Origin of the sequence: Mycobacterium sp. (assembly GCF_046091765.1) — a bacterium.
Lineage (GTDB): Bacteria > Actinomycetota > Actinomycetes > Mycobacteriales > Mycobacteriaceae > Mycobacterium.
Genome location: NZ_JBJTCF010000058.1, coordinates 45239 through 65176, shown reverse-complemented (window position 1 = coordinate 65176; position 19938 = coordinate 45239). Strand labels below are relative to the sequence as shown.

The 19938-nt window shown below is 68.8% G+C and carries 21 protein-coding genes; 9 read left to right on the top strand and 12 right to left on the bottom strand.

Going from position 1 to position 19938, the window contains the following annotated elements; translation table 11 throughout:
- Positions 1-30 precede the first annotated feature (30 nt).
- Positions 31-1422, top strand: coding sequence for an NAD(P)/FAD-dependent oxidoreductase (locus ACKOB8_RS06135; protein WP_526376326.1), 1392 nt, complete (start codon positions 31-33; stop codon positions 1420-1422).
- 13 nt (positions 1423-1435) lie between these two features.
- On the opposite strand, the gene ACKOB8_RS06130 is transcribed toward ACKOB8_RS06135, so the two are convergent.
- Positions 1436-2689, bottom strand: a complete 1254-nt coding sequence (locus ACKOB8_RS06130) for a hypothetical protein (RefSeq protein ID WP_526376325.1) — start codon at positions 2687-2689, stop codon at positions 1436-1438.
- A 185-nt stretch (positions 2690-2874) separates the two neighbouring features.
- Here ACKOB8_RS06130 and ACKOB8_RS06125 point away from each other — a divergent pair, with 185 nt between their 5' ends.
- The 3 genes from ACKOB8_RS06125 to ACKOB8_RS06115 are packed head-to-tail and all read left to right on the top strand — an operon-like array spanning position 2875 to position 6201.
- A complete protein-coding gene (locus tag ACKOB8_RS06125) occupies positions 2875-4227 on the top strand; it encodes a hypothetical protein (protein WP_526376324.1) in 1353 nt (450 codons plus the stop codon).
- A 19-nt stretch (positions 4228-4246) separates the two neighbouring features.
- Positions 4247-4771 carry a hypothetical protein gene (locus ACKOB8_RS06120; protein WP_526376323.1) on the top strand — a complete coding sequence of 175 codons (525 nt, stop codon included), beginning with the start codon at positions 4247-4249 and terminating at the stop codon, positions 4769-4771.
- Positions 4771-6201: an MFS transporter gene (locus ACKOB8_RS06115; RefSeq protein WP_526376322.1), complete on the top strand. Its 1431-nt coding sequence runs from the start codon at positions 4771-4773 to the stop codon at positions 6199-6201. The genes ACKOB8_RS06120 and ACKOB8_RS06115 overlap by 1 nt, the downstream gene beginning before the upstream one ends.
- Here the strand turns inward: ACKOB8_RS06115 and ACKOB8_RS06110 are convergent.
- Both ACKOB8_RS06110 and ACKOB8_RS06105 read right to left on the bottom strand, forming a co-directional pair.
- Complete coding sequence (locus tag ACKOB8_RS06110) at positions 6192-6914, bottom strand: TIGR03943 family putative permease subunit (RefSeq protein ID WP_526376321.1); 723 nt, start codon at positions 6912-6914, stop codon at positions 6192-6194. The genes ACKOB8_RS06115 and ACKOB8_RS06110 overlap by 10 nt on opposite strands.
- Positions 6911-7861 (bottom strand): permease, encoded by a 951-nt coding sequence (locus ACKOB8_RS06105; protein WP_526376320.1) that lies wholly within the window; start codon positions 7859-7861, stop codon positions 6911-6913. Before ACKOB8_RS06105 ends, ACKOB8_RS06110 begins: the two co-directional genes overlap by 4 nt.
- A gap of 230 nt (positions 7862-8091) precedes the next feature.
- Here ACKOB8_RS06105 and ACKOB8_RS06100 point away from each other — a divergent pair, with 230 nt between their 5' ends.
- Genes ACKOB8_RS06100 through ACKOB8_RS06090 form a run of 3 tightly spaced genes read left to right on the top strand, consistent with a single transcriptional unit; the run spans position 8092 to position 10589 of the window.
- On the top strand, positions 8092-9474 hold the full coding sequence (locus tag ACKOB8_RS06100; protein ID WP_526376319.1) for an alpha/beta fold hydrolase: 1383 nt from the start codon (positions 8092-8094) through the stop codon (positions 9472-9474).
- Positions 9475-9483: 9 nt separating this feature from the next.
- Complete coding sequence (locus ACKOB8_RS06095; RefSeq protein WP_526376318.1) at positions 9484-9708, top strand: hypothetical protein; 225 nt, start codon at positions 9484-9486, stop codon at positions 9706-9708.
- Between the two features lie 23 nt (positions 9709-9731).
- Positions 9732-10589: an aminoglycoside phosphotransferase family protein gene (locus ACKOB8_RS06090; RefSeq protein WP_526376347.1), complete on the top strand. Its 858-nt coding sequence runs from the start codon at positions 9732-9734 to the stop codon at positions 10587-10589.
- 3 nt (positions 10590-10592) lie between these two features.
- Here the strand turns inward: ACKOB8_RS06090 and ACKOB8_RS06085 are convergent, their stop codons facing one another.
- The 5 genes from ACKOB8_RS06085 to ACKOB8_RS06065 are packed head-to-tail and all read right to left on the bottom strand — an operon-like array spanning position 10593 to position 13760.
- Positions 10593-11612, bottom strand: coding sequence for an Acg family FMN-binding oxidoreductase (locus ACKOB8_RS06085; RefSeq protein WP_526376317.1), 1020 nt, complete (start codon positions 11610-11612; stop codon positions 10593-10595).
- A gap of 25 nt (positions 11613-11637) precedes the next feature.
- Positions 11638-12108, bottom strand: coding sequence for a type 2 periplasmic-binding domain-containing protein (locus ACKOB8_RS06080; RefSeq protein ID WP_526376316.1), 471 nt, complete (start codon positions 12106-12108; stop codon positions 11638-11640).
- Positions 12048-12743 (bottom strand): transporter substrate-binding domain-containing protein, encoded by a 696-nt coding sequence (locus ACKOB8_RS06075; protein WP_526376315.1) that lies wholly within the window; start codon positions 12741-12743, stop codon positions 12048-12050. Before ACKOB8_RS06075 ends, ACKOB8_RS06080 begins: the two co-directional genes overlap by 61 nt.
- Positions 12744-12745: 2 nt before the next feature.
- Positions 12746-13075 carry a hypothetical protein gene (locus tag ACKOB8_RS06070; RefSeq protein WP_526376314.1) on the bottom strand — a complete coding sequence of 110 codons (330 nt, stop codon included), beginning with the start codon at positions 13073-13075 and terminating at the stop codon, positions 12746-12748.
- A gap of 46 nt (positions 13076-13121) precedes the next feature.
- Positions 13122-13760, bottom strand: coding sequence for an LGFP repeat-containing protein (locus ACKOB8_RS06065; RefSeq protein ID WP_526376313.1), 639 nt, complete (start codon positions 13758-13760; stop codon positions 13122-13124).
- Between the two features lie 76 nt (positions 13761-13836).
- On the opposite strand from ACKOB8_RS06065, the gene ACKOB8_RS06060 reads away from it, so the two are divergent.
- A complete protein-coding gene (locus ACKOB8_RS06060) occupies positions 13837-14820 on the top strand; it encodes an alpha/beta fold hydrolase (RefSeq protein WP_526376312.1) in 984 nt (327 codons plus the stop codon).
- Here the strand turns inward: ACKOB8_RS06060 and ACKOB8_RS06055 are convergent.
- A complete protein-coding gene (locus ACKOB8_RS06055; RefSeq protein ID WP_526376311.1) occupies positions 14813-16147 on the bottom strand; it encodes a flavin monoamine oxidase family protein in 1335 nt (444 codons plus the stop codon). The genes ACKOB8_RS06060 and ACKOB8_RS06055 overlap by 8 nt on opposite strands.
- A gap of 56 nt (positions 16148-16203) precedes the next feature.
- On the opposite strand from ACKOB8_RS06055, the gene ACKOB8_RS06050 reads away from it, so the two are divergent.
- Entirely contained in the window at positions 16204-17202 is a 999-nt protein-coding gene (locus tag ACKOB8_RS06050; protein ID WP_526376346.1) for a TIGR03617 family F420-dependent LLM class oxidoreductase, read from the top strand.
- A gap of 7 nt (positions 17203-17209) precedes the next feature.
- On the opposite strand, the gene ACKOB8_RS06045 is transcribed toward ACKOB8_RS06050, so the two are convergent.
- The 3 genes from ACKOB8_RS06045 to ACKOB8_RS06035 all read right to left on the bottom strand — a co-directional run bounded on the left by ACKOB8_RS06045 (position 17210) and on the right by ACKOB8_RS06035 (position 19880).
- Positions 17210-18583: an MFS transporter gene (locus tag ACKOB8_RS06045; protein ID WP_526376345.1), complete on the bottom strand. Its 1374-nt coding sequence runs from the start codon at positions 18581-18583 to the stop codon at positions 17210-17212.
- Between the two features lie 23 nt (positions 18584-18606).
- Positions 18607-19317 carry a purine-nucleoside phosphorylase gene (gene deoD, locus ACKOB8_RS06040; protein WP_526376310.1) on the bottom strand — a complete coding sequence of 237 codons (711 nt, stop codon included), beginning with the start codon at positions 19315-19317 and terminating at the stop codon, positions 18607-18609.
- A gap of 173 nt (positions 19318-19490) precedes the next feature.
- Complete coding sequence (locus tag ACKOB8_RS06035) at positions 19491-19880, bottom strand: hypothetical protein (protein WP_526376309.1); 390 nt, start codon at positions 19878-19880, stop codon at positions 19491-19493.
- Positions 19881-19938 lie beyond the last annotated feature (58 nt).

Here is a 19938-nt window from a genome sequence, read left to right as displayed (position 1 = left end):
CCGTTCAGTTCGCGGCGGTAATCTGTCACCATGTCAAGTCCCCAGTCCGCGAAGCGGCATCAGGTCGTCATCATCGGCTCCGGCTTCGGCGGCCTCACCGCGGCCAAGGCGTTCAAGCGGGCCGACGTCGACGTCACCCTGATCGCCAAGACCACCAGCCACCTGTTCCAGCCGCTGCTCTACCAACTGGCGACCGGCATCCTGTCGGTGGGCGACATCGCGCCGACGACCCGGCTGATCCTCAAGAACTACAAGAACGTGCGGGTGCTGCTCGGCGACGTCGAGGACATCGACCTGACGACCAAGACCGTGACCTTCAAGCTGATGGCGATGGAGACCATCGTGCCGTTCGACAGTCTGATCGTGGCCGCCGGCGCCGATCAGAGCTATTTCGGCAACGACCAGTTCGCCACCTTCGCCCCCGGCATGAAGACCATCGACGACGCGCTGGAGTTGCGGGGCCGCATCCTCGGGGCGTTCGAGGCCGCCGAGGTGACCACCGATCCGATCGAGCGCAACCGCCGGCTGACCTTCGTGGTGGTCGGGGCCGGGCCGACCGGGGTGGAGCTCGCCGGCCAGATCGCCGAACTCGCCGAGCGCACGCTGCCCGGCGCGTTTCGCACCATCGACCCGGCCGAGTGCCGGGTGATCCTGGTCGAGGGCGCGTCCCAGGTGCTGCCGCCGATGGGTCCCAAACTCGGCGCCAAGACCCAGAGCCGGCTGGAGAAGCTGGGCGTGGAGGTCAGGCTCAACTCGATGGTGACCAGCGTCGACTACATGGGCGTCACGCTCAAGGACAAGGACGGCATCGAGAGCCGGGTGGAGTGCGCGTGCAAGGTGTGGTCGGCCGGGGTGCAGGCCAGCCCGCTGGGCAAGATCCTCGCCGAGCAGTCCGCGGGCACCGAGGTCGACCGCGCCGGTCGGGTCATCGTCGAACCGGACCTGTCCATCAAGGGCTATCCGAACGTGTTCGTGGTCGGCGACATGATGTCGGTGCCGGGCGTTCCGGGTGTCGCTCAGGGCGCCATGCAGGGCGCGAAGTACGTGACGAAGGTCCTCAAGAACGAGCTCAAGGGTCAGGGCGACCCGTCGACCCGGATCCCGTTCAAGTACTTCGACAAGGGCAGCATGGCGACCATCTCCCGGCACAGCGCGGTGGTGAAGGTCGGCAAGATCGAGTTCGGCGGCTACATCGGTTGGCTGGCATGGCTTTTCCTGCACCTGCTCTACCTGGTCGGGTTCAAGAACCGGGTGTCGACGCTGTTCAGCTGGATCACCACGTTCACCGGGAACACCCGCAGCCAGCTGGCCACCACCAGTCAGATGGTCTACGCGCGCCTGGCCCTGGAGACCGTCGAGCGCCAGTTGCAGGAGGCGATCGACGAGGCCGAGCGGGAGACCCACCAGCTCAACCCGCGCTGAGCGTGCGCGGGGCTCAGTCGATGAGACCCAGTTCGGCGAGCAGTTCCCAGCTGGCCACCAGCGCGGCGTAGCGCGGCCAGCGGTGATCGAGGTTGGGGCTGATCGCGCGCATCGCCAGCGGGAACGGCGCGTAGGCGACGTCCCAGTGATGGGCGTGGGCCATCGCGATGTGGGTGCTCATCCCGATCGGTAGCACGGCCTGCTTCTGGGTGAGCTGCATGTCGTTGTTGGCGTCGTAGGAACTCAGCCGAACGGCGTCCATGAACTGCACGTTGGGCACCTCCAGCGGAGTCGTGGCCCCGGTCAGCGCGAAGAAGGGGATGCCGATCTCATCGAGGTAGGCCGCGTGGGTCTTGGTGAACTGCTCCCGGACGTCGGTGCGCAGGTCATACATCGCACCCTTGACGTCGTACTCCTCGAGCCGGCGCAGCCCGACACCGCCCAGCATCGCCGGACTGATCACCGACAGCAGCCGGGAGACGTATTCGTAGGAGCCGTCGGTGGGCAGGTCCTTGATCTGATCGTGCACGCCGTCGGCGGTGTAGGAGCCGCCGACCGCGCCGGCCCAGGTGAACACCCCGCGGATCTGGTCGTGGTACTCGGGGTGGTGAACCAGGAACGACAGGATGTCGGGGGAGCCCTTGCTGTAGCCGAGCAGGAAGACCTTGCCGCCGTCGGCGCCGGGCGGTGTCGGATGCTCGATCGGGCGCATCAGCGCGTCGAGGCCCTCGCCGCGGAATGCCGCCTCGATGTCGGCCTCGTTGGCCTGGCAGGTGCGCATCGGGTGCACGTCGGCGCGGATCGTGCGCCAGCCGCGCTCCCGGTAGAGCAGATCGGCCTCGACCGGGAAGGCGTGCGCGTCGGGGTGCAGCAGGCCGGTCAGCAGCCCGCCGCACAGGATCAAGGTGGTGTTGTCGATCGAGTCGTACTGCGCCGGAGGCATCTCCGCCTGCCACTCGCTGTTGGGCACGTCCTTGAGGAACCGCTCGGCGAGGGCGCGGCGCGGATTGGATTTCTTCAGCGCCGACGGCAGCGGCACCGCCGAGAGCAGGGCGGGTTTGGACGCGAAGTCGACGGCCTGGTCGTCTTTGACCGCCTCCTGCAGGAACAGGTCGCGCCAGCGGCGGCCGATCCACCCCTTGATCCACGGGTCCTTGACGACCTGCTGGTTGAGTGACACCAGTTCGCGCACGTCCTCGATCAACTGCGGGTAGTTCCCGGCCTGCTCGTGGTGGGCGAGGTCGCGGGTCAACTCGGTGATCTGCATGCTGATCAGGAAAGCACGGTGGTGGGGCCGGGAGGGGCGTTTGCCTGATGTCGCGGACGCGACGCTCCACCACCGAGCCGGGCTGGTAAAAGTCCATGCAGACGGCGGGGTCGACAAAGCGGCGTGGCCCGCTTATTATTTGCGACAAACGTTTTGCTCAGGAAATTCTCAGGGAAGTTTGGGCGATGGCGGCGGGGCGGTGGGTCGGGCGCGTGGGGGCGCGGGCGGTCTTTCTAGGCGTCGGGGCCGCCGGGGCCGCGCTAGGTGCGGGGCCGGCTTCGGCGGCCCCCGACGGCGGGCCCGCGTCGCCGGCCGGGGCGAGTTCCGCCGAGGCCGGCGAGACCCGCGGCGGTGCGGTGACCGCGTCGGCGCGCCGCGCGACGGCGGCCAAGGCGCGGCCGGCCGATCGGACCGAGCGCACCGGCGTCGGGCAGGCTGCCGCTGTTGTTCCCGGCGCTCCCGCGGCGCCGACCCCTGCCGCCTCCACCCCGGCGAGCAAGGACTACGTGCTGATCCGCAAGACGGATCTGATGGCCAAGCCGACCAGCGGAGCGGGCTGGAACTTCGTCAAGCAACAAGCGGACAGCAACTGGGGTGCCCTGGACCTGTTGGCGCCCAACAGCACCACCCAGACCAGGGTGCTGGCCGCCGCGCTGGTCTATGCCCGCACCGGTGATGTCGCCTATCGCGACAAGGTCATCGCTGCGGTGAGCAAGGCCCCCGGCACCGAACTCAAGACCGGGACGACCAAACCTGTCGTGCTGCCCTTCGCGCGCAACGTGTTCGGGTACGTGGTGGCGGCCGACCTGGTGGACATGCCGCTGAGCACCGTGACCGCCGACGGCAGGACCTGGGAGCAGTTCCTGCGCGGCGCGCGCGAGCAGGTGTTCGCCGGCAACGGGCGCTGGCCGAATCTGGAGATCACCTCCGGGGACTCGGCGGGTAACTGGAACGCCTACGCGCTGTCGAGCCACCTGGCGATCAGCCTGGTGCTCGACGACGAGGCCGCCGTCGCGCGCGACATCACCATCTACCGCCGCTTCCTGGGCGACACCACCTCGCCGTGGCCGGCCTTCAGGCCGACCGCCGGGTACACCTGGGCGGGCAACGTCTTCACCGGCAGTAACCCCGGACGGACCTGGGACATGAGCCCGACCCTGCAGCGCGGCATCAACCCGGCCGTGCCGGGTAACCCCCGCAGTGGGGCGATCATCCTCGACGCACTGCGGCACACCTCGGTGCCCTCGACGCGGTGCTGCAAGCTGGACCTGGCCGGGCGCGCCTACACCGAGGAGTCGCTGGACGCGCTGCTGGCGATCTCCCTGATGCTGCGCGCCCAGGGAACCGACTTCGCCAACTTCGAAGACCAGGCGCTGCGTCGGGCCTATGACTTCCTGGTCCGAAACGGCGGACCGTCGGGATACTCCACCCACCGCTACCTGGCACTGGCGATCAACAAGACCTACGGCACCACCTACGCCACCGCCGCCGGCGATTCGGTCGGCCGCCACCTCGGGTTCGGCGGCTGGCTTTTCTGAGCGGGGTTATTCTTCGGCGGTGTCCGATCGACGGCGTCCCCGGTTGCCCTGGCTGCCCCGAGGCCTGCTGGCCGGCGTCTCCGGAACCGCGGCGATGGCCCTCTGGTACCACCTGGAGCGGGCGCTGCGCCGCGGGAAGCACACGGGTGTGAAGACCCTCGCCGACGGCACACCCGTTCCGGGTCTGTGGTCGAAGGAGGGCCTGGACTACGACGACAGCGTGGTGCCCGGACAGATCGTGGCCTCCCTTCTCCATCTGCCCGAGCCGACCCCGCGGGAGGCGGGGGCGATCACCCTGGCGCTGCGCTGGACCTACGGCTCGGCCTTCGGAGTGCTGCATGTGCTGCTGCGCAACCGGCTGCGCGAACCGCATGCCACCGCGCTGTTCGGCACCGCCCTGATGACGATGACCTCGGTGGCGTTCCCCCTGCTGGGACGCACGCCGGTGCCGTGGCGCTGGCCGGTCGACGCGCAGATCAGCTCGGTCGGCAGTCACTCCGCCTACATCCTCACCGCCTCGGTACTCGACAACGCGTTGCGCTGATGACCTCCCGCCAGCGCGCGGCGCTGTTCGTGCTGTGCCTTGCCGTGCTCATGGTCGCCGTCGACGGCACGGTGATCAGCGTTGCCGTGCCGGCGATCACCGAGCAGCTGCGGCCCGACTACAACCAGATCCTCTGGATCGGTGACATCTACGCCTTCGTGATCGCCGGGCTGCTCATCACCATGGGCAATGTCGGGGACCGGATCGGCCGCAAGCGGCTGCTGCTGATCGCGGCGGTGGCCTTCGGTGTCGCCTCGGTGGCGGCGGCGGTCGCGCCGAGCGCAGGTCTGCTGATCGCCGCCCGCGCGCTGCAGGGGGTGGCCGGCGCGGGTCTGATGCCCTCCACGCTGGCGCTGCTGCGCACGGTGTTCCGCGACGAGCGCCAACGCATCCGGGCGGTCGGGATCTGGAGTGCCAGCGGAGCGGCCGGCGCGGCGCTGGGACCGACCATCGCCGGTGCCCTGCTGGAGCACTTCTACTGGGGCTCAGTGCTTCTGGTGAACGTCCCGGTGGTGTTGCTGATTCTGGGCGTCGGACTGGGGGTGCTGCCGGAAGCGCGCAGCGACACCCGCCATCCCCTTGATCCCCTTTCGGTGGTCTATTCCACCGTCGGCATCCTCGCGGCCGTTCTGGGCATCAAGGAACTCGCGCATTCCGGGCCCGGCTACTGGCCGGCCTACCTCGCGCTCGCAGCGGGCGCGGTGCTGCTGGCGGTGTTCCTGCGTCGGCAGGGGCGACTGCGCATCCCGCTGCTGGATCTGAACCTGTTCTCCCAGAGCGGGTTCGGCGCGTCGGTCCTTGCTCAGCTGGTGATCGTCTTCGCCAATACCGGAGCGTTGTTCTTCCTGCCCATTTTCCTTCGGCAGGTGCAGGGGTTCTCGCCGCTGCAGTCCGGCATGGCAACCCTGCCGGAATCGCTGGCCAGTCTGGTGGCCGCATCCACCACCGTGCATCTGGTCGGCCGGTGGGGACACCGGCGTGCACTGGTGGTGGGCCTGGTCGCCGGAACTACCGGGATACTTCTGCTGGGCGCGGCCGCTCCGGTCTCCTACGTAGCGATGGTCATTCCGCTGATCATGCTGGGATTCTCGTTCGGGTTGGTCGTGACCAGTGCGTCGGATCTGGTGCTGATGAGCGCCAGCGAAGACCGCGCCGGTGCGGCAACCGGTGTCTCGGAGACCGCCTTCGAACTGGGCACCGCCCTGGGGATCGCCATCACCGGAAGTGTCATCTCGGTGTTCTACCTCGTTCTCAGCGGTACGCCGGCGAACTTCTCCGAGACCGTCGAGGCGGCCGCGTTCACCACCAGCCTCACCGCGGGCTGCGTGGCGATCGGGATCGTGATGGCCGCCGTCACCGCCGCGATCGCGGTCGCTCTGCGCCGTCCGCGGGATCCCGTGACCGAGGAGGCGCCACCGGTTCAGGCGTAGGTGTTCTCCGGGGGGGCGATCTCAGCCACCGAGGCCACCTCAAGAGTGGGAATCGCTGTCGAGTCCCCGTCGGCTGGAGCGGAGACCACCTTGCCCTCGACTCGCACCCAGGTCTGATCGGGTAAGAACTCGGCCTCCTGCGCGAGCGCGCCACGCAGATGGATACGGGCGAGTTGTGCGTCGGCGGCGCAGCACTGGATAGCCACCCGCCCCAGGTCGACACCGTCGGCCTCGATCAGGGTGAACCCGATGACGGTGATGAGGCGGTTGTCCAGCGTTCCCGCGGTGTCCTGGGCGGCCCGGATCATGACCTCGGGCACCGACACCTCCGGAGCCCGGCCGTCCGGCAGCGGCGGGAATGGCCGGCGCAGAGCGTCAGTGGAGACTGAGGAGACCTGGGGTGGCGCGGCGTCGGGGCGCATCGCCGGCGGGGTGATGAAGATCAGCAGGATCACGGGCAGCAGTAGCAGTGCGGCCGGCGACCGGTGCTGCGGGTGATCTGGGTGATCGCCGTGGCCGTGCTGGGCGGGCTCGCCGCGGCGGATGTCGACCGCGATCGACACCAGCGCCAGTCCGACGACGACCATGGCGCTGACGATCAGCCATGGCAGCATCGATTCCTTGACATAACGGGTGAACGCACCCGTGAAGGCGATCATCGCGGTCGCGACGCCGACCAACAGCAACAGGGTGTTCTCGGCCTCCCGGCTCACCAGGAGCCTCCCAGCGCGAGCAGACCGACCACGGTAGCCATCACGGTGGCCACCACGAAGGTGGCCGGTGCGAAGCGAATCGCGAACGCGCGTCCGAACATTCCCGATTGCATGGCGAACAGCTTGACGTCGATGGCGGGCCCGACGACGAGGAATACCAGCCGGGGAACCAGCGGCACCATGGTCAGGCTGGCTGCGACGAATGCGTCGGCCTCCGAACACAAGGCCAGAACCACCGCCAGCAGTGCCATCACCAGAACGCCGAGCAGCAGCTGGCCGGCCAGGTGCTCGATCAGCCAGTCCGGGACGACGACGTGGAGTGCGGCGGCCGCCGCCGCCCCGATCACCAGATAAGAGCCGGCCTGAATGAAGTCGTGGCGGGCGACCTCTGTAAAGGCCAGCCAGCGGGAACCCGAGGGAGAGCCGGTCGACGGGAGCCGGCGGGTGATCCATCCGGTCCGGCCCCAGCGCGACCAGGCCAGCCCCATGATGACCGCGGTCAGCATCGACGCCCCCACCCGGGCCAGCACCATCTGGGGTTGACCGGGAAACGCGACGACGGTCGAGATCACCACGATCGGGTTGATCGCCGGGGCCGCCAACATAAAAGTCAGCGCCGCCGCGCCCAGGGCGCCCTCGCCGAACAGCCGACGGGCCAGGGGTACCGATCCGCATTCGCAACCGGGCAGTGCGGCGCCGCTAACCGCGGCGGTCAGCACGGCGGCGGCCGGGCGGCGCGGCAGCCACCGGGACAGCCGCTCGGAGGTGACGAACACCGCGATCAGCGCGCTGAGCGTCACACCCAGTACCAAGAAGGGAATCGCCTGCACGAAAATGCTGACGAAGACGGTCGCGGCCGTGGCGAGTGCGGCGTGGTCGTTGACCGCTGTCCGCAGCGTGCCGCCGAGCAGTGCGAAGGCCACCACTGTAACGACGATCACGGGCATCGATACCGACCAGGACCGCCCGGACGTCCTCCGGTCCACCGTCACAGGCTCATCCTTACCACGCAAAACCTCGGGCGGGCGCTCGAGGGGAACCCCCGCGTGCTAAAGATTACGTCATGTCGGCCACGTTATCGGCGCGCCGGTCAGTTGTTTCTCTGCTGGTTCTGGCGGTAGGCCTAGGCGGGTGTTCGCCGGAGCAGCCGCGTGGCGAGCCGGTCAAAACCGGGCCGGTGCTCTCCGCGTGGGGCCCCTGCCCGGAGCCGGCGCCGGCCCCCGAAGCCCGGCTGGAATGCGCGACGATCACGGTGCCCTACGACTACAACCAGCCCGACGGTCCGGCGTTCACCCTCCCGCTGATCCGCATCCCCGCCCGCACGGACAAGTCGCAGTTGCTGATCATGAATCCCGGCGGGCCCGGCGTCAGCGGTGTCGGCGATCTGCGGACGGGCTGGAAGTACTACGAGACGTTCGCCGACAAGTTCACGGTGGTGTCGTTCGACCCGCGCGGGACCGGCGGATCGGTACCGGCGGTGTCGTGTCTGGACGATCAGCAGAAGGCGGCGATCTTCGACCAGCCGAGCGTGCCGCTGACCGACGCCGACCGCCAGCGCCGGCAGGACCTCGCCGCCTCCATCGGCCAGGCGTGCGAGCGCCAGTTCAGCACGGTGCTCAGCGCGTTGGGAACCGAGAACGTCGCACGCGATATCGATGCGATCCGCACCGCGATGGGCTTCGAGAAGACCAGCTATCTGGGCTACTCCTACGGAACGTTCATCGGGGCGCTGTATGCGCAGACGTTCCCTGACCGCACTGGCCGCCTCGCACTGGACTCGGTGATGGCCCCCCAGTTGGACTATCGCGAGGTCAGGCACGGACAAGCCAGGGGCATGCAGGCCAGCGTGACCGCTTTCGCCGCGGATTGCCTGCGCCAGAGCGACTGTCGGCTGCCGGGACCGCTCGACGTGGCCGTGCGGACCATCACCGACCTCGTCGCCCAACTCGACCGGCAGCCCTTCGTCGGCGCCGACGGACGCCAGCTGTCCGGGTCGCGGATGCTCGCCCTGGTCGAATCCGCGCAGTACAACCCGACGACGGGGTGGCCGAGTCTGCGCGCGACGCTGGCCAAGGCTCTGGACGGCGAGTGGCCGGAGGTGGTGGAGGCCGCCTACTCGCCGGACCTGATGGTCAACCCCGCCGACTCGGAGTATCTGGCGGTGGTGTGCACCGACTTCGCCACCGAGCGTGATCCGCAGGAACCCGAGCGGCTGGCCCCGGAGTGGGCGCGGGAGAGTCCGGTCAGCGGCGGCAACCGGGCGTGGTCGCTGGCGCCCTGCGAGTCGTGGCCGGTGCCCCCGGTGCGCAAACCCGGCCCGGTGAATCCCAAGGGCGCGGGCCCGGTGATGTTGCTCAATACCGCGGGGGATCCGGCCACGCCGTTGGAGTGGGCGAAGTCGCTGCACGATCAGATCAGCGGCTCGACGCTGGTGATCGCACCCGGGGTGGGGCACCTGGCCAGTTCGCAGAACACCTGTGCCGACGAAGCTTTGATCGCCTTCCTCAAGGACGGCACGCTGCCGCCCGAGTCGGTGTTCAACTGTCCGCCCAACCCGTAGTCTTTCCCGGTGGCGTCCTTCACGGTGCCCTACACCGACCACCAGATCGAGGTCGATAGCGACCGCCGGGTGGTGATGTTCTACCGCAACGCCTGGAACCGCGAATCCAGTGGAACACCGGACGAGACCTACGGCTTCGACGTGCTGCGCGCGGACCGCGGTCTGCTGACGCTGCTGACCGGCATGCTCGCCACCAACGACGCCGCGGAGTTGGAGCGGCTCGTGTGGTCGTGACGGTCCCGTCCGGTGTCGCGGCGATGGCCGCCCGCGGGCCCGACTGGTCGGCGTGGGTCGACGGGCTGGCGGTGACCGTCGACGACCTGTTCTCCCGGTGGGACTTACGCGCCGACGGAGCGCCGACCAACGGGCACTGCTCGCTGGTCCTCCCGGTGCGGAGCGCCGACGACGTGGCGGCGGTGCTCAAGATCGGCTTTCCCGACGAGGAATCCGAACACGAACACCTGGCGCTGCGCAGCTGGCACGGCGACGGTGCGGTTCGGCTGCTGGCTGCCGAACCCCGCGTCCGTGCGTTGCTGCTCGAACGGCTGGGTCCGGGTGATCTGTGCGGCGTTCCCGACCTGCAGGCGTGCGCTGGGGTCGCCGGGCTCTACAGCCGGTTGCACCGTCCGGCACTGGCCCGGCTCCGGCCGCTGTCGGCGTTCGTCGAGCAGTCGACCGCGCAGCTGGCCGGACTGCCGCGCAGCGCGCCGATTCCGCGCCGGCTGGTCGAGCAGGCCGTCACACTCGGCCGCGAGCTGGCTGCCGATGGCGCGGTCGCCGATCGCGTGCTGCACACCGATCTGCACTACGCCAACGTGCTGGCCGGCGTTCGCGAACCGTGGCTGGTGATCGACCCCAAACCGGTCAATGGCGATCCGCACTACGAGATCGCGCCGATGCTGTGGAACCGCTGGGAGGAGATGGCCGGGGACGTTCGGGCCCGCGTGCGGGCCCGGTTGTCGGTGCTGGTCGAAGTCGCCGGGTTCGACGCCGAGCGGGCACGTGCCTGGGTGGTCGTGCGCATGATGCACAACGCGGCGTCGGCGCTGACCGAGGGAGCGGATCCGACGTGGCTGACCACCTGCGTCGCGGTCGCCAAGGCCGTGCAGGACTGAATCTCAGTCGGTGAGCACGTCGGCTACCGGCAACCGGCTCGCGGCATGCACCGGCTCGGCCAGGCCGAACCGGAGGAGCAGCTGTGGGTTGGTGACCTTCAACTGCCGGGCCAGCTGTTGTCTCGCTGCTGGTAATTCACACGGCTGGTTCATGTACGCCGACGCCCGCCCGGCCGACTCGGCCAGCAGCGTGACGTGCGCGAGCGCGCGGCCGGTGGCAAGCCAGGATGTCGCATCGTCAGCCCTGGTCCACAACGCCGCCAAGTCCGGTGAGCCCTCCGTGAGCTGCTGATCGCGGGCGGCCTGCATCTTGCCCACGTCGAAGGTGCGAACCACCAGTGGCGCGACGTAGGCGGCTACGCCGCGCTGTCCGAGCAGATCGGCCGCCATGCCGTCGTCGCTCGCGGAGTTCTTGGGGCGCATCCACTGCGCGAGTTCATGGCGGAACTCCCGGGAGGACATCTGCTCACGGTCGGACTCCATGATCAGCTGCACTATCGCGGCGCGGGTCGCCTCGTCGGCGAGCCATCGCAGTTCGATCCCGAACCGGGCACACGACCCCTCCAGCAATGACCGCAGCGGCTGTCCCATCGGGTCACCGTGGTAAGCCGTGCGGTTGGTCCGCCGGGTTGCCATCGCGTGGATCAGGTCGGGGTGGTTCTCGTAAGGCTGACCCGACCCGGTTCGCACCCGCGCCAGCACGTCGCGGTCGTCTGTGTCGGGCAGAATCTCGACGTCGACGGGTACGCCGTCGAGGCCCAGCCGGAGCAGCAGGTGTTCCAGGGCGGCACCGCACCCGATATGCAGTTCCCGACCGTCGGGGTCGCACACCGGGAGCAGCCGCGAGTTGTCGGCCCGGAGATCGATGATGCCGTCGCGCACAGACCACGACCACGGCTGGGTGTTGTGCGGTGAGGGGGCCAGTACGGCCCACGCCAGCAGCGCGCGGAGCCGATCGTCGCCGCCCGGCGGCGGCTCCTCGGTGATCGCCAGATAGGGGTCCAACTCGAGCAAGCCCGGCACGCCCCTAGTTTATCCGGCTTCAGCCCTACCGAGTCCGCTTCTCACCGAACCATTTCCGCTCGATAAGTTCGTAGTCACCGGTCTCCCGGATCCCAAGCAATCCTTCGTCGACCTTCTTGCGCAAGTCGCTGCCCAGCGGGAAGGCGATCCCGTAATCCTCGTGGTGGAAGACCGGGCCGACGAGCTCGGCGACTCCGGCGCCCTGGTTCTCCAGGTAGTACATCAATAGCGGCGCGTCGAACACGACCGCGTCGAGCTGGCCTTGTTCGAGTTGTGAGTAACAGTCGTCGATCTTGGGTGCCGCGTCGAAGCCGACGCCGATGCTCTCCAGGTAGTTCGCGGTGGTGCTGTTGGCCAGCGTGCACACCCTCTTGCCGGCGAGATCCGACGGCGAATTGATCTCCCCCTTGAACTTCTCCACCGTCAGGTTGGCGGTCAGGATCGCGGTGTAGTACGCGACGAAAATGATGCTGACGAACGCCCACAGCAGTGCCACGCTGCGGGTCTATGTCGGGGGGCGTCGTCGGGCTGCGCCGCGAGCATGCCCAGACTCCATCGGAAAGCCTGAAATACGCCGGGGAAATAGGACTTCGACACCATTGACTGGGGGTGGCGGCGTTCCAGCAGCCAGGTGATGTGGGCCGGAATCACCGTCAGCACCAGGGCGACGCCCAGCCAGACCAGCATGGTGCTGGAGAACAACAGCTTGAGGAAGTCGGTCAGCCCGGGCGCAATGGGTTTGTCTCTGCCGATCGGGACAGCGATCTGCAGGCCGGAGTTGAGGATCGGCTGGGAGAAGTCGAACGACTTGCGGCGTTCGGCGGTGATGGAGATCGACCCGACGGCGGCGTCGGCGCGGCCGTCGGTGACCGTCGTGAGTTGCTCGGTGCTGTTTGTGGCCCCGGTGTCGAGGTAGGTGATGGTCCAGCCGGTGCGCTTGGCGATCAAATCCAGCAGGTCGACAGCGAAGCCGGTCTTGACCCCGTCGCGCGTCATCACGAAGGGCGCGACCTCGCGGGTGGCCACCGTGATCTCGCGCGGGGACTCCGGTGCGGCCGACGCCGATAACCTGGTAAGGCCGCTGACGGACGCGAGCAGCAGGGCGACGACGATCGCTACCCGCGCGCGCACGATCAGAAGCAGGGAGCGTTGCCGGGTGTGTAGTAGGGCTGGCCGGTGGGCAGATAGCACGGCAACTCGCCCGGGAACGACGGGAAGGCCAGATAGCCCACCGGCAGCGGCGGCCAGCCGGCGGCGGGCGGGATGCCGTAGGGATGGTCGACCGCGGCGCCGAGGACTGCGGCGTCGGCGATGTCGCCACCGATGTTCGCGCAACCTCCGACGTCGACGTGGCGGCCGCCCACGTCACCGCAGACGTCTGCCTGGGCCGCCGGAGCGACCGCGATGCCCACCGACGCCGAGACTAGCGCGGTCAGCAGTGCCACCTGAAATGTGTTTCTCATAGCGTCCGATTATCGCCGATCCGGCCGCCGCCGCGGGGACCGGGGGCTATTTGTTGACGACCGTCGCGGTGAAGTTCCCCGAGCCGTCGTTGAGCCAGGTGATGGTGCCGTTCTGGAACTCGCCGATCCAGCCCCCGTTGGTTTGACTCGGGCCGCCGCCGGTCTCGGTCTCGTCGGCGGTCGGCCAGCCCAGCGGGCCGGCTGGGCCGCCCGCGGCGAGATAGGACCGAAGGATCTCGCCCTGCACGACGTGGGCCCCGGCGGCGGGGGAGGAGTAGACGGTGCCGTTGGCGAAGGCCACCGCGGTGCCGTCGCCGATCTTCTGCGGCTGGCCGGTCGGCTGTCCGAGCGCCGCCTCGCCGCCGGCCTTCTGGTAGGCCTCGGCGGCGGGTCCGTCCAGCGCCACTTCGCCGCCCGGGGCGCTGACCGTGGTGGGCGCACCGCTGAGCACCGAGGACACCACGCTGGAGGCAGCACTGCTCGCGCTGCTGGCCGCGCTGCTGGCCGCACTGGCGGCGCTGGAGGCCGCGCTGCCCGCCGCGCTGGCCGCCGACGAGCCGATGCTGGAGGCGCTGGAGGCGATCTCGCCGCCGATTTCGCGGGCCTGCGAGCAGCTGACCGCGACGGCGGTGGCAATGGCCAGGCAGCCGGTCACGGCGGCGGCCCGGGCGAAGGTGGTGTTCATCGTGCCCAAGTATGGGCCGCGGGCGGGCGAAAAAAGAGGGGAAAATTTGCTGCGGAATGCTGAGATTTTGCTTAGAATGGGATTCCTGAGCGGTCATCCTCTCCGACGGAGCGGCACCGACGCCGCTCCGGCGAGGAGCCCCGTGGACGCCAGCCTGCCGCCGAGCAAGGTCCTGGCCGTGCGGGCGGCCGACGGGACCGCCCTGCACGCCGAGGTGTTCGGCCCCCGTCGCGGCTATCCGATCGTGCTGGCGCACGGCATCACCTGCTCGATCCGGGTGTGGCATGAGCAGATCAACGACCTCGCCCGCGATTTCCGGGTGATCGCCTACGACCATCGCGGCCACGGACGCAGTGCGGTGCCCGGGCCCAGGGCCTACAGCCTCGACCATCTGGCCGCCGACCTTGACGCGGTGCTCGACGCGGCGCTGCGGCCCGGCGAGCGTGCCCTGATCGCCGGCCACTCGATGGGCGGTATCGCGATCAGCTCGTGGTCGGCGCGCTTCCGCGAGAGCGTCGCGCGTCGCGCGGATGCGGTCGCCCTGATCAACACCACCACCGGCGATCTGCTCAAGGAGATCAGGCTGCTGCGCGTTCCCGGTGTCGTGGCACCGGCGCGAATCACCGCGGCGCGCAACATGATCCGGGCGGTGGGCGGCGCACCACTGTTCCGCGGCGCACAGCCCGGGAGCCGGTGGTTCCTGCGGATGATGGCGGTCGGCGAGCATGCGGATCCGGCTATCTGCGACTTTCTGCACGACCTGTTCGCCGCGACCCCGCCCGCCGGCCGGGGCGCGTGGGCGCGGGCGCTGGTCGACGAGATGGGGTCGCGCCACATCGACCTGAGCGGTCTGACGGTGCCCACGCTGGTGATCGGCAGCACCCGGGACCGGCTGCTGCCGATGTGTCAGTCCCGCAAGATCGCCAAGGCCGCGCCGAACCTCGTCGAACTGGTCGAGGTGGCCGGCGGTCACTGCGCGATGCTGGAGCATCCCGGCGAGGTCAACCGTAGGCTGCGGGAGTTGGCCGCGCTGGCCACCTCGGCGCGGCGCATCAGTTAAGCGATCGCGCCACTTCGTCGGCGGCGCGGTGACCCGACCGCACCGCACCGTCCATGAAGCCGGTCCACTCGTCGGCGGTCTCGGTCCCGGCCCAGTGCAGCGGTCCGACCGGCCGGCGCAGCAGCGGACCGAACTGCGTCCACGAGCCCGGCGGCACCGCGGCCGTCGGGCCGCCCGGGGCGAAGTTCTCCGCGCCCCAGCGCTGGTCGAGGTAGTCGATCGGGTCGGCGGCCTGCGGGCCGAAGATCTCGGCGAACTCCGCGAGCGCGACGGCCCGGCGCTGTTCGGGGGGCAGACCGTCGAAGCCCTGCGGGTCGGTGAAACCGAGCAGGATGCCCGGGCCGCCGGCGCCGGGGCTGACGTCGAAGGTGATGAACACCGGGCCGCGATCCGACAGCGACTGTCCGGAAAGCCCGGCGTCCCGCCAGAACGGACGAGGGTACGCCGCGTAGGACTTGGTCAGTGCGCCCTGCGGCCAGCGTTGCGCCAGTTGCTGGTACTCGATCGGCGGGGCCGGGGCGATGTCGATGTCCAGCCGCTGGGCCGGCGGGACGGTCACGATCGCCCGCTGTGCCTCGACCGTCCCGGCCGAGGACATCACCGCCACCGCGTCGTCGGACCATTCGATGCGGGAGACGATGGCGCCCAGCCGGATTCGGTCGCCGAGTTCGGCCGCGATCCGCACCGACATGTCGTGCGTACCGCCGGGGAAGTGTTCCTGCTGGGCGCCGCCGGGCGTGTCGAGCATGCGATTGAGCCCACCGGCCGCCTTCACGTAGCGCGCGGCGTGCAGCAGCGAGATCTCGTCGGGCATCGCGCCCCAGCTGACCCGGGTCATGATCGACATCAGGTCGCGGGAACCCGAACCGGCCCGGATGGAGCGCAGCCACGCGCCGAGGCTGATGCTGTCCAGCTTGGCGGCGTCGGCGGAGGACCACGGCGCGGTGAGGCTCACCCCGCGCGCGATGCGCTCGAACTGCCACTGGATCCGGCCCATGTCCAGTAGCCCGATGAGGCCCAGTTTCGGGATGGTCCCCCGGTAGCGGCGGAGCCTGCCGCGCCAGCGGATCAGGTTGTCGCCGGCGTCGTAGGTGGGGACCGTGGTGCACCCCAGGTCGGCGGCCAGCTTGAGCACCGCGTCCTGGGTCGGCCCGACGAACGAGGCGCCCAGATCGACCGGGACGCCGGCCAGGGTGGCGGAGTTGGTGCGTCCCCCCACCCGGTCGCGGCCCTCGAGGACGACCACACCGAATCCGCGGCGGGTCAGTTCGCGCGCCGCCGTGAGTCCGGCCAGACCCGCCCCGATCACCACCACGTCGTGCGCCATGGCACCAGGGTAGGGGTTCCGGCGCATCCGTTTAGGGTAAGAGGGCCGTGAAAGTCCTGACCGCCCTGTTCGGGCCCGCCGACGCCGTCACCCGGGCGCGCGCCCTGCGCGAGGCCGGTGCGGCCGGGGTGTTCACCTTCGAGGGGCCGCACGACGTGTTCGCCCCGCTGACCCTGGCCTCGACCGTGGGCGGGCTGGACCTGATGACCAACGTGGCGATCGCGTTCCCGCGCAACCCGATTCAGCTGGCCCACCAGGCCTGGGACCACCAGCTGCTCAGCGGCGGGCGGTTCACCCTGGGGTTGGGCACCCAGATCCGCACCCAGATCGAGAAGCGCTACGGCGCGGCGTTCGACCGGCCGGTGGAGCGGATGCGCGACCTGGTCGGCGCGCTGCGGGCGATCTTCGCCGCGTGGCAGACCGGTGAGCGGCTGAACTACCGGGGCGAGTTCTACCGGCACACCTTGATGACCCCGACGTTCACTCCGGGGCCGAATCCCCATGGGCCGCCGCCGATCTACCTCGGCGCGCTCGGTCCGCGGCTTACGCGGGCGACCGCGGAGGTGGCCGACGGGCTGCTCGTCATGCCGTTCGGCACGACCCGGTTCCTGCGGGAGGCGACCATGCCCGCGGTGCGCGACGGCTTGGCCGCCGCCGGCCGCGATGCGGCCGATTTCGCGGTGGTGCCGGAGGTGATCGTCTCGGCGGGGGAGGATGACGCCGCTCATGACGCCACCCGGCGGCTGCTGGCATTCTACGGATCCACCCCGGCTTACCGCCCGGTGCTGGACCTCCACGGCTGGGGCGAGCTGCAGCCCGAACTGCATGCGCTGTCCAAGGCGGGCCGCTGGGCCGAGATGGGTGCGGTGATCACCGACGACGTGCTGCACACCATCGCCGCCTGCGGAACCCCGCGGCAGATCGCCGAGCACATCCGTGCGCGCACCGACGGCATCGCCGACACCGTGTGCCTCTATCAGCCGGGGCCGATCGCGGCGGAGACGCTCGCGGCGATCGTCGCCGAACTGGGCCGCGAGACGCGGAGGATCGAGTGACGACGAGCTATCCGGGCAACGCTCCGGCGGCCCTGGCGTCCTCGCCGTCGAGTGTCCGGATGAAGATCCGGTACAGCAGCAGGGCGAAGACGGTGATGGCGGCCAGGATCAGCAGTACCGAACCATAGGACGCCTCCTCGGCCGACTCCCCGGCGAAGGACGTCAGAGACAGTTTGAGGTTCAGCAATTTGGCGGCGTAGGCGATACCGATGGGAACCGCCATGTTGATGATCAGGTTGTAGAAGCCGATCGCGATGCCGCCCTTGGACTTTGGGACGTCGCGAATCGCCGTGGACAGCAGTGGCGCGTACATCAGGGCGAAGCCTGATCCGAACAGCACCATGGAGATCACGAAGGTGCCGACCCATCCGCCGACGATGAACGCCGGGAGCAGCAACGCCACCGCGATCATCGCCATGGCGGTCACGATGGCCTGCTTGGAGTTCAGGCGCTGGGCGATCCTGCCGGTCAGCACCCCGACCACGACGGCTGCGGTGTAACCGGGAACCAGCAGCAGCGATACATCGGAGAGCTTCCAGCCGTACACGCCCTTGATGATGAACGGGAAGATGAACTGGTAGCCCAGTTGCACCGAGTAGACCGCGAAGACGACGACCAGCATCGACGTGTAGCGCTTGTTGGCGAAGAAGTCCTTGGTGATCAATGCCTTCGGGTTGGTCGAGATGTGCCGGATGAAGACGCCGATCGCCACGACGGCCGGCAGCACGAACCACCAGTTGAAGTCCTGCAGGAACAGCACGATCCCGGTGGCGATCACGGCGACCAGGAACAGGCCGAACACGTCCAGGTTGGTCTCGCCGGTCTGTTCGGGTGGGACGTTCTTCAGGATGAACGGGATCGTCAGAAGAGCAAGAAGATTGATCAGGAAGAAGGCGGTCCAGCCGACGTAGGTGGCGATGAATCCGCTGCCGACCGCGCCGAGCAGCAAGGACAGCTGAAACGCCGCGGTGCTGTATCCCAGGTACTTCTTCTGTTCGTCACCCCGGAAGTGTTTGGTGACCCAGATGACGTAGAGGGTTTCCGCCGCCGCGAGGCCCGCGGTCTGAATGATGCGACCGACAAGAACGCCGGTGAATGTGCCCTGCAGGGCGAAGCCGATCAGCGATCCGATCGACATGACGATGACGGCGAAGATCATCAACCGGCGGATGCTGACCGAGTCCGACAGTGCCGCGTAGACCACCGCGCCGACGCCGATCAGGATGCCGGGCAGGGTGGCCTGCAGGCTGACCGTGTTCTCCGACAGGCTCAGCGACGAGGCGATCGACGGCGACATCAGCTTGAAGCCGTTGTCCATGATCAGGGAGAACACGAACAACGTGAGTAGGACAGGGACAGCCCGCTTGGGGTCCAGTGCCAGAGGGGTCGTGCGCTCGGCGTCGGTCACGCCAATTCCAGGGCGATTTCGATCATCTTGGTGAACGCCGATTGCCGTTCCTCCGGTGTGGTGTGCGCATCGGTGAGGATGTTGTCGCTGACGGTGAAGATGCCCAGGGCGTCCACACCGGCCGCCGCGGCATTGGCGAAGAGGCCCGCGGACTCCATTTCGACGGCCAGGATGCCCATCTTGGCCCACTTGCCCAGCGCGTCGGGATCGTCGTTGTAGAAGATGTCCGAAGACAGGATGTTGCCGACGTGGCTGCGCTGCCCGTGCTCATCGGCGATGCGCTTGGCCTTCTCCAGCAGTCGGTAGGACGACAGCGGCGCGTAGGTCCCCGGCAGGCCGAACTGGGTCAGGTAGTTGGAGTCCGTCGAGGCGCCCTGGGCGATGATCACGTCGTAGAGGTCGATGCCGTTCTGGATGGTGCCGCAGCTGCCGACCCGGATCAGATTCTTGACGTCGAAAAAGTGAATCAGTTCGTAGCTGTACAGCGAGATCGACGGCACGCCCATGCCGGTACCCATGACCGAGACCTTCCGGCCGCGGTAGGTCCCGGTGAAGCCGTACATCGCGCGAACCTCGTTGAAGCACCGGGGATTGTCCAGGTAGGTCTCGGCGATGAACTTGGCCCGAAGCGGGTCGCCGGGGAGCAGGATCGTCTCGGCGATCTCCTCGCCCTTCGGGTCGATATGCGGGGTGCGCGTGCTCGGCATGACGGCGGGGCTCCGGTTCGATGGTGAGGACCTTCGGACGGTAGCGCCCCGGGGATTACCGCGGCGGCGGAATCGACCCGCCGTGGCCTGACAGCGCGTGCAGCTGGGGTGCGCGCCTACCAGCCGGTGCCGATCGCGGCGGAGACCCTCGCCGCGATCGTCACCGAGCTGTCCTAGCGGCCGATGCCGACCGGACCGACAGGTCCGGCCACCGGGCCGAGGCCGCCCACACCGACCGGACCGACGGGCCCGGCCACCGGGCCCAGGCCACCCACTCCGACCGGACCGACAGGCCCGAGGACCGGGTCCGGACCCACCCCAATCGGGCCGGCCGGTCCGAGCACCGGATTGAGCGCGTTGAGGCACTGGTTGGTGTCGGCGTTCCAGTACATGTTCGGGGTGTCACAGAACTCGCACTGGTTGGTGATCGGGTTCCAGAAGAAGTTGAACCCGCAGGGATCGGCCTGGCTCACCGCGGGAGCGGCCAGGGCGGCCAGCGGAAACGCGGCAGCCGCCAACACCAGGGCGCCCAGCGCGGCGCGAAGGGGGGAGGGGTTTTTCATCTGTGGATCTCATCTCCGTTGTCGGGTGGGGAGTTCTGATTGATCTCACCATTAACCA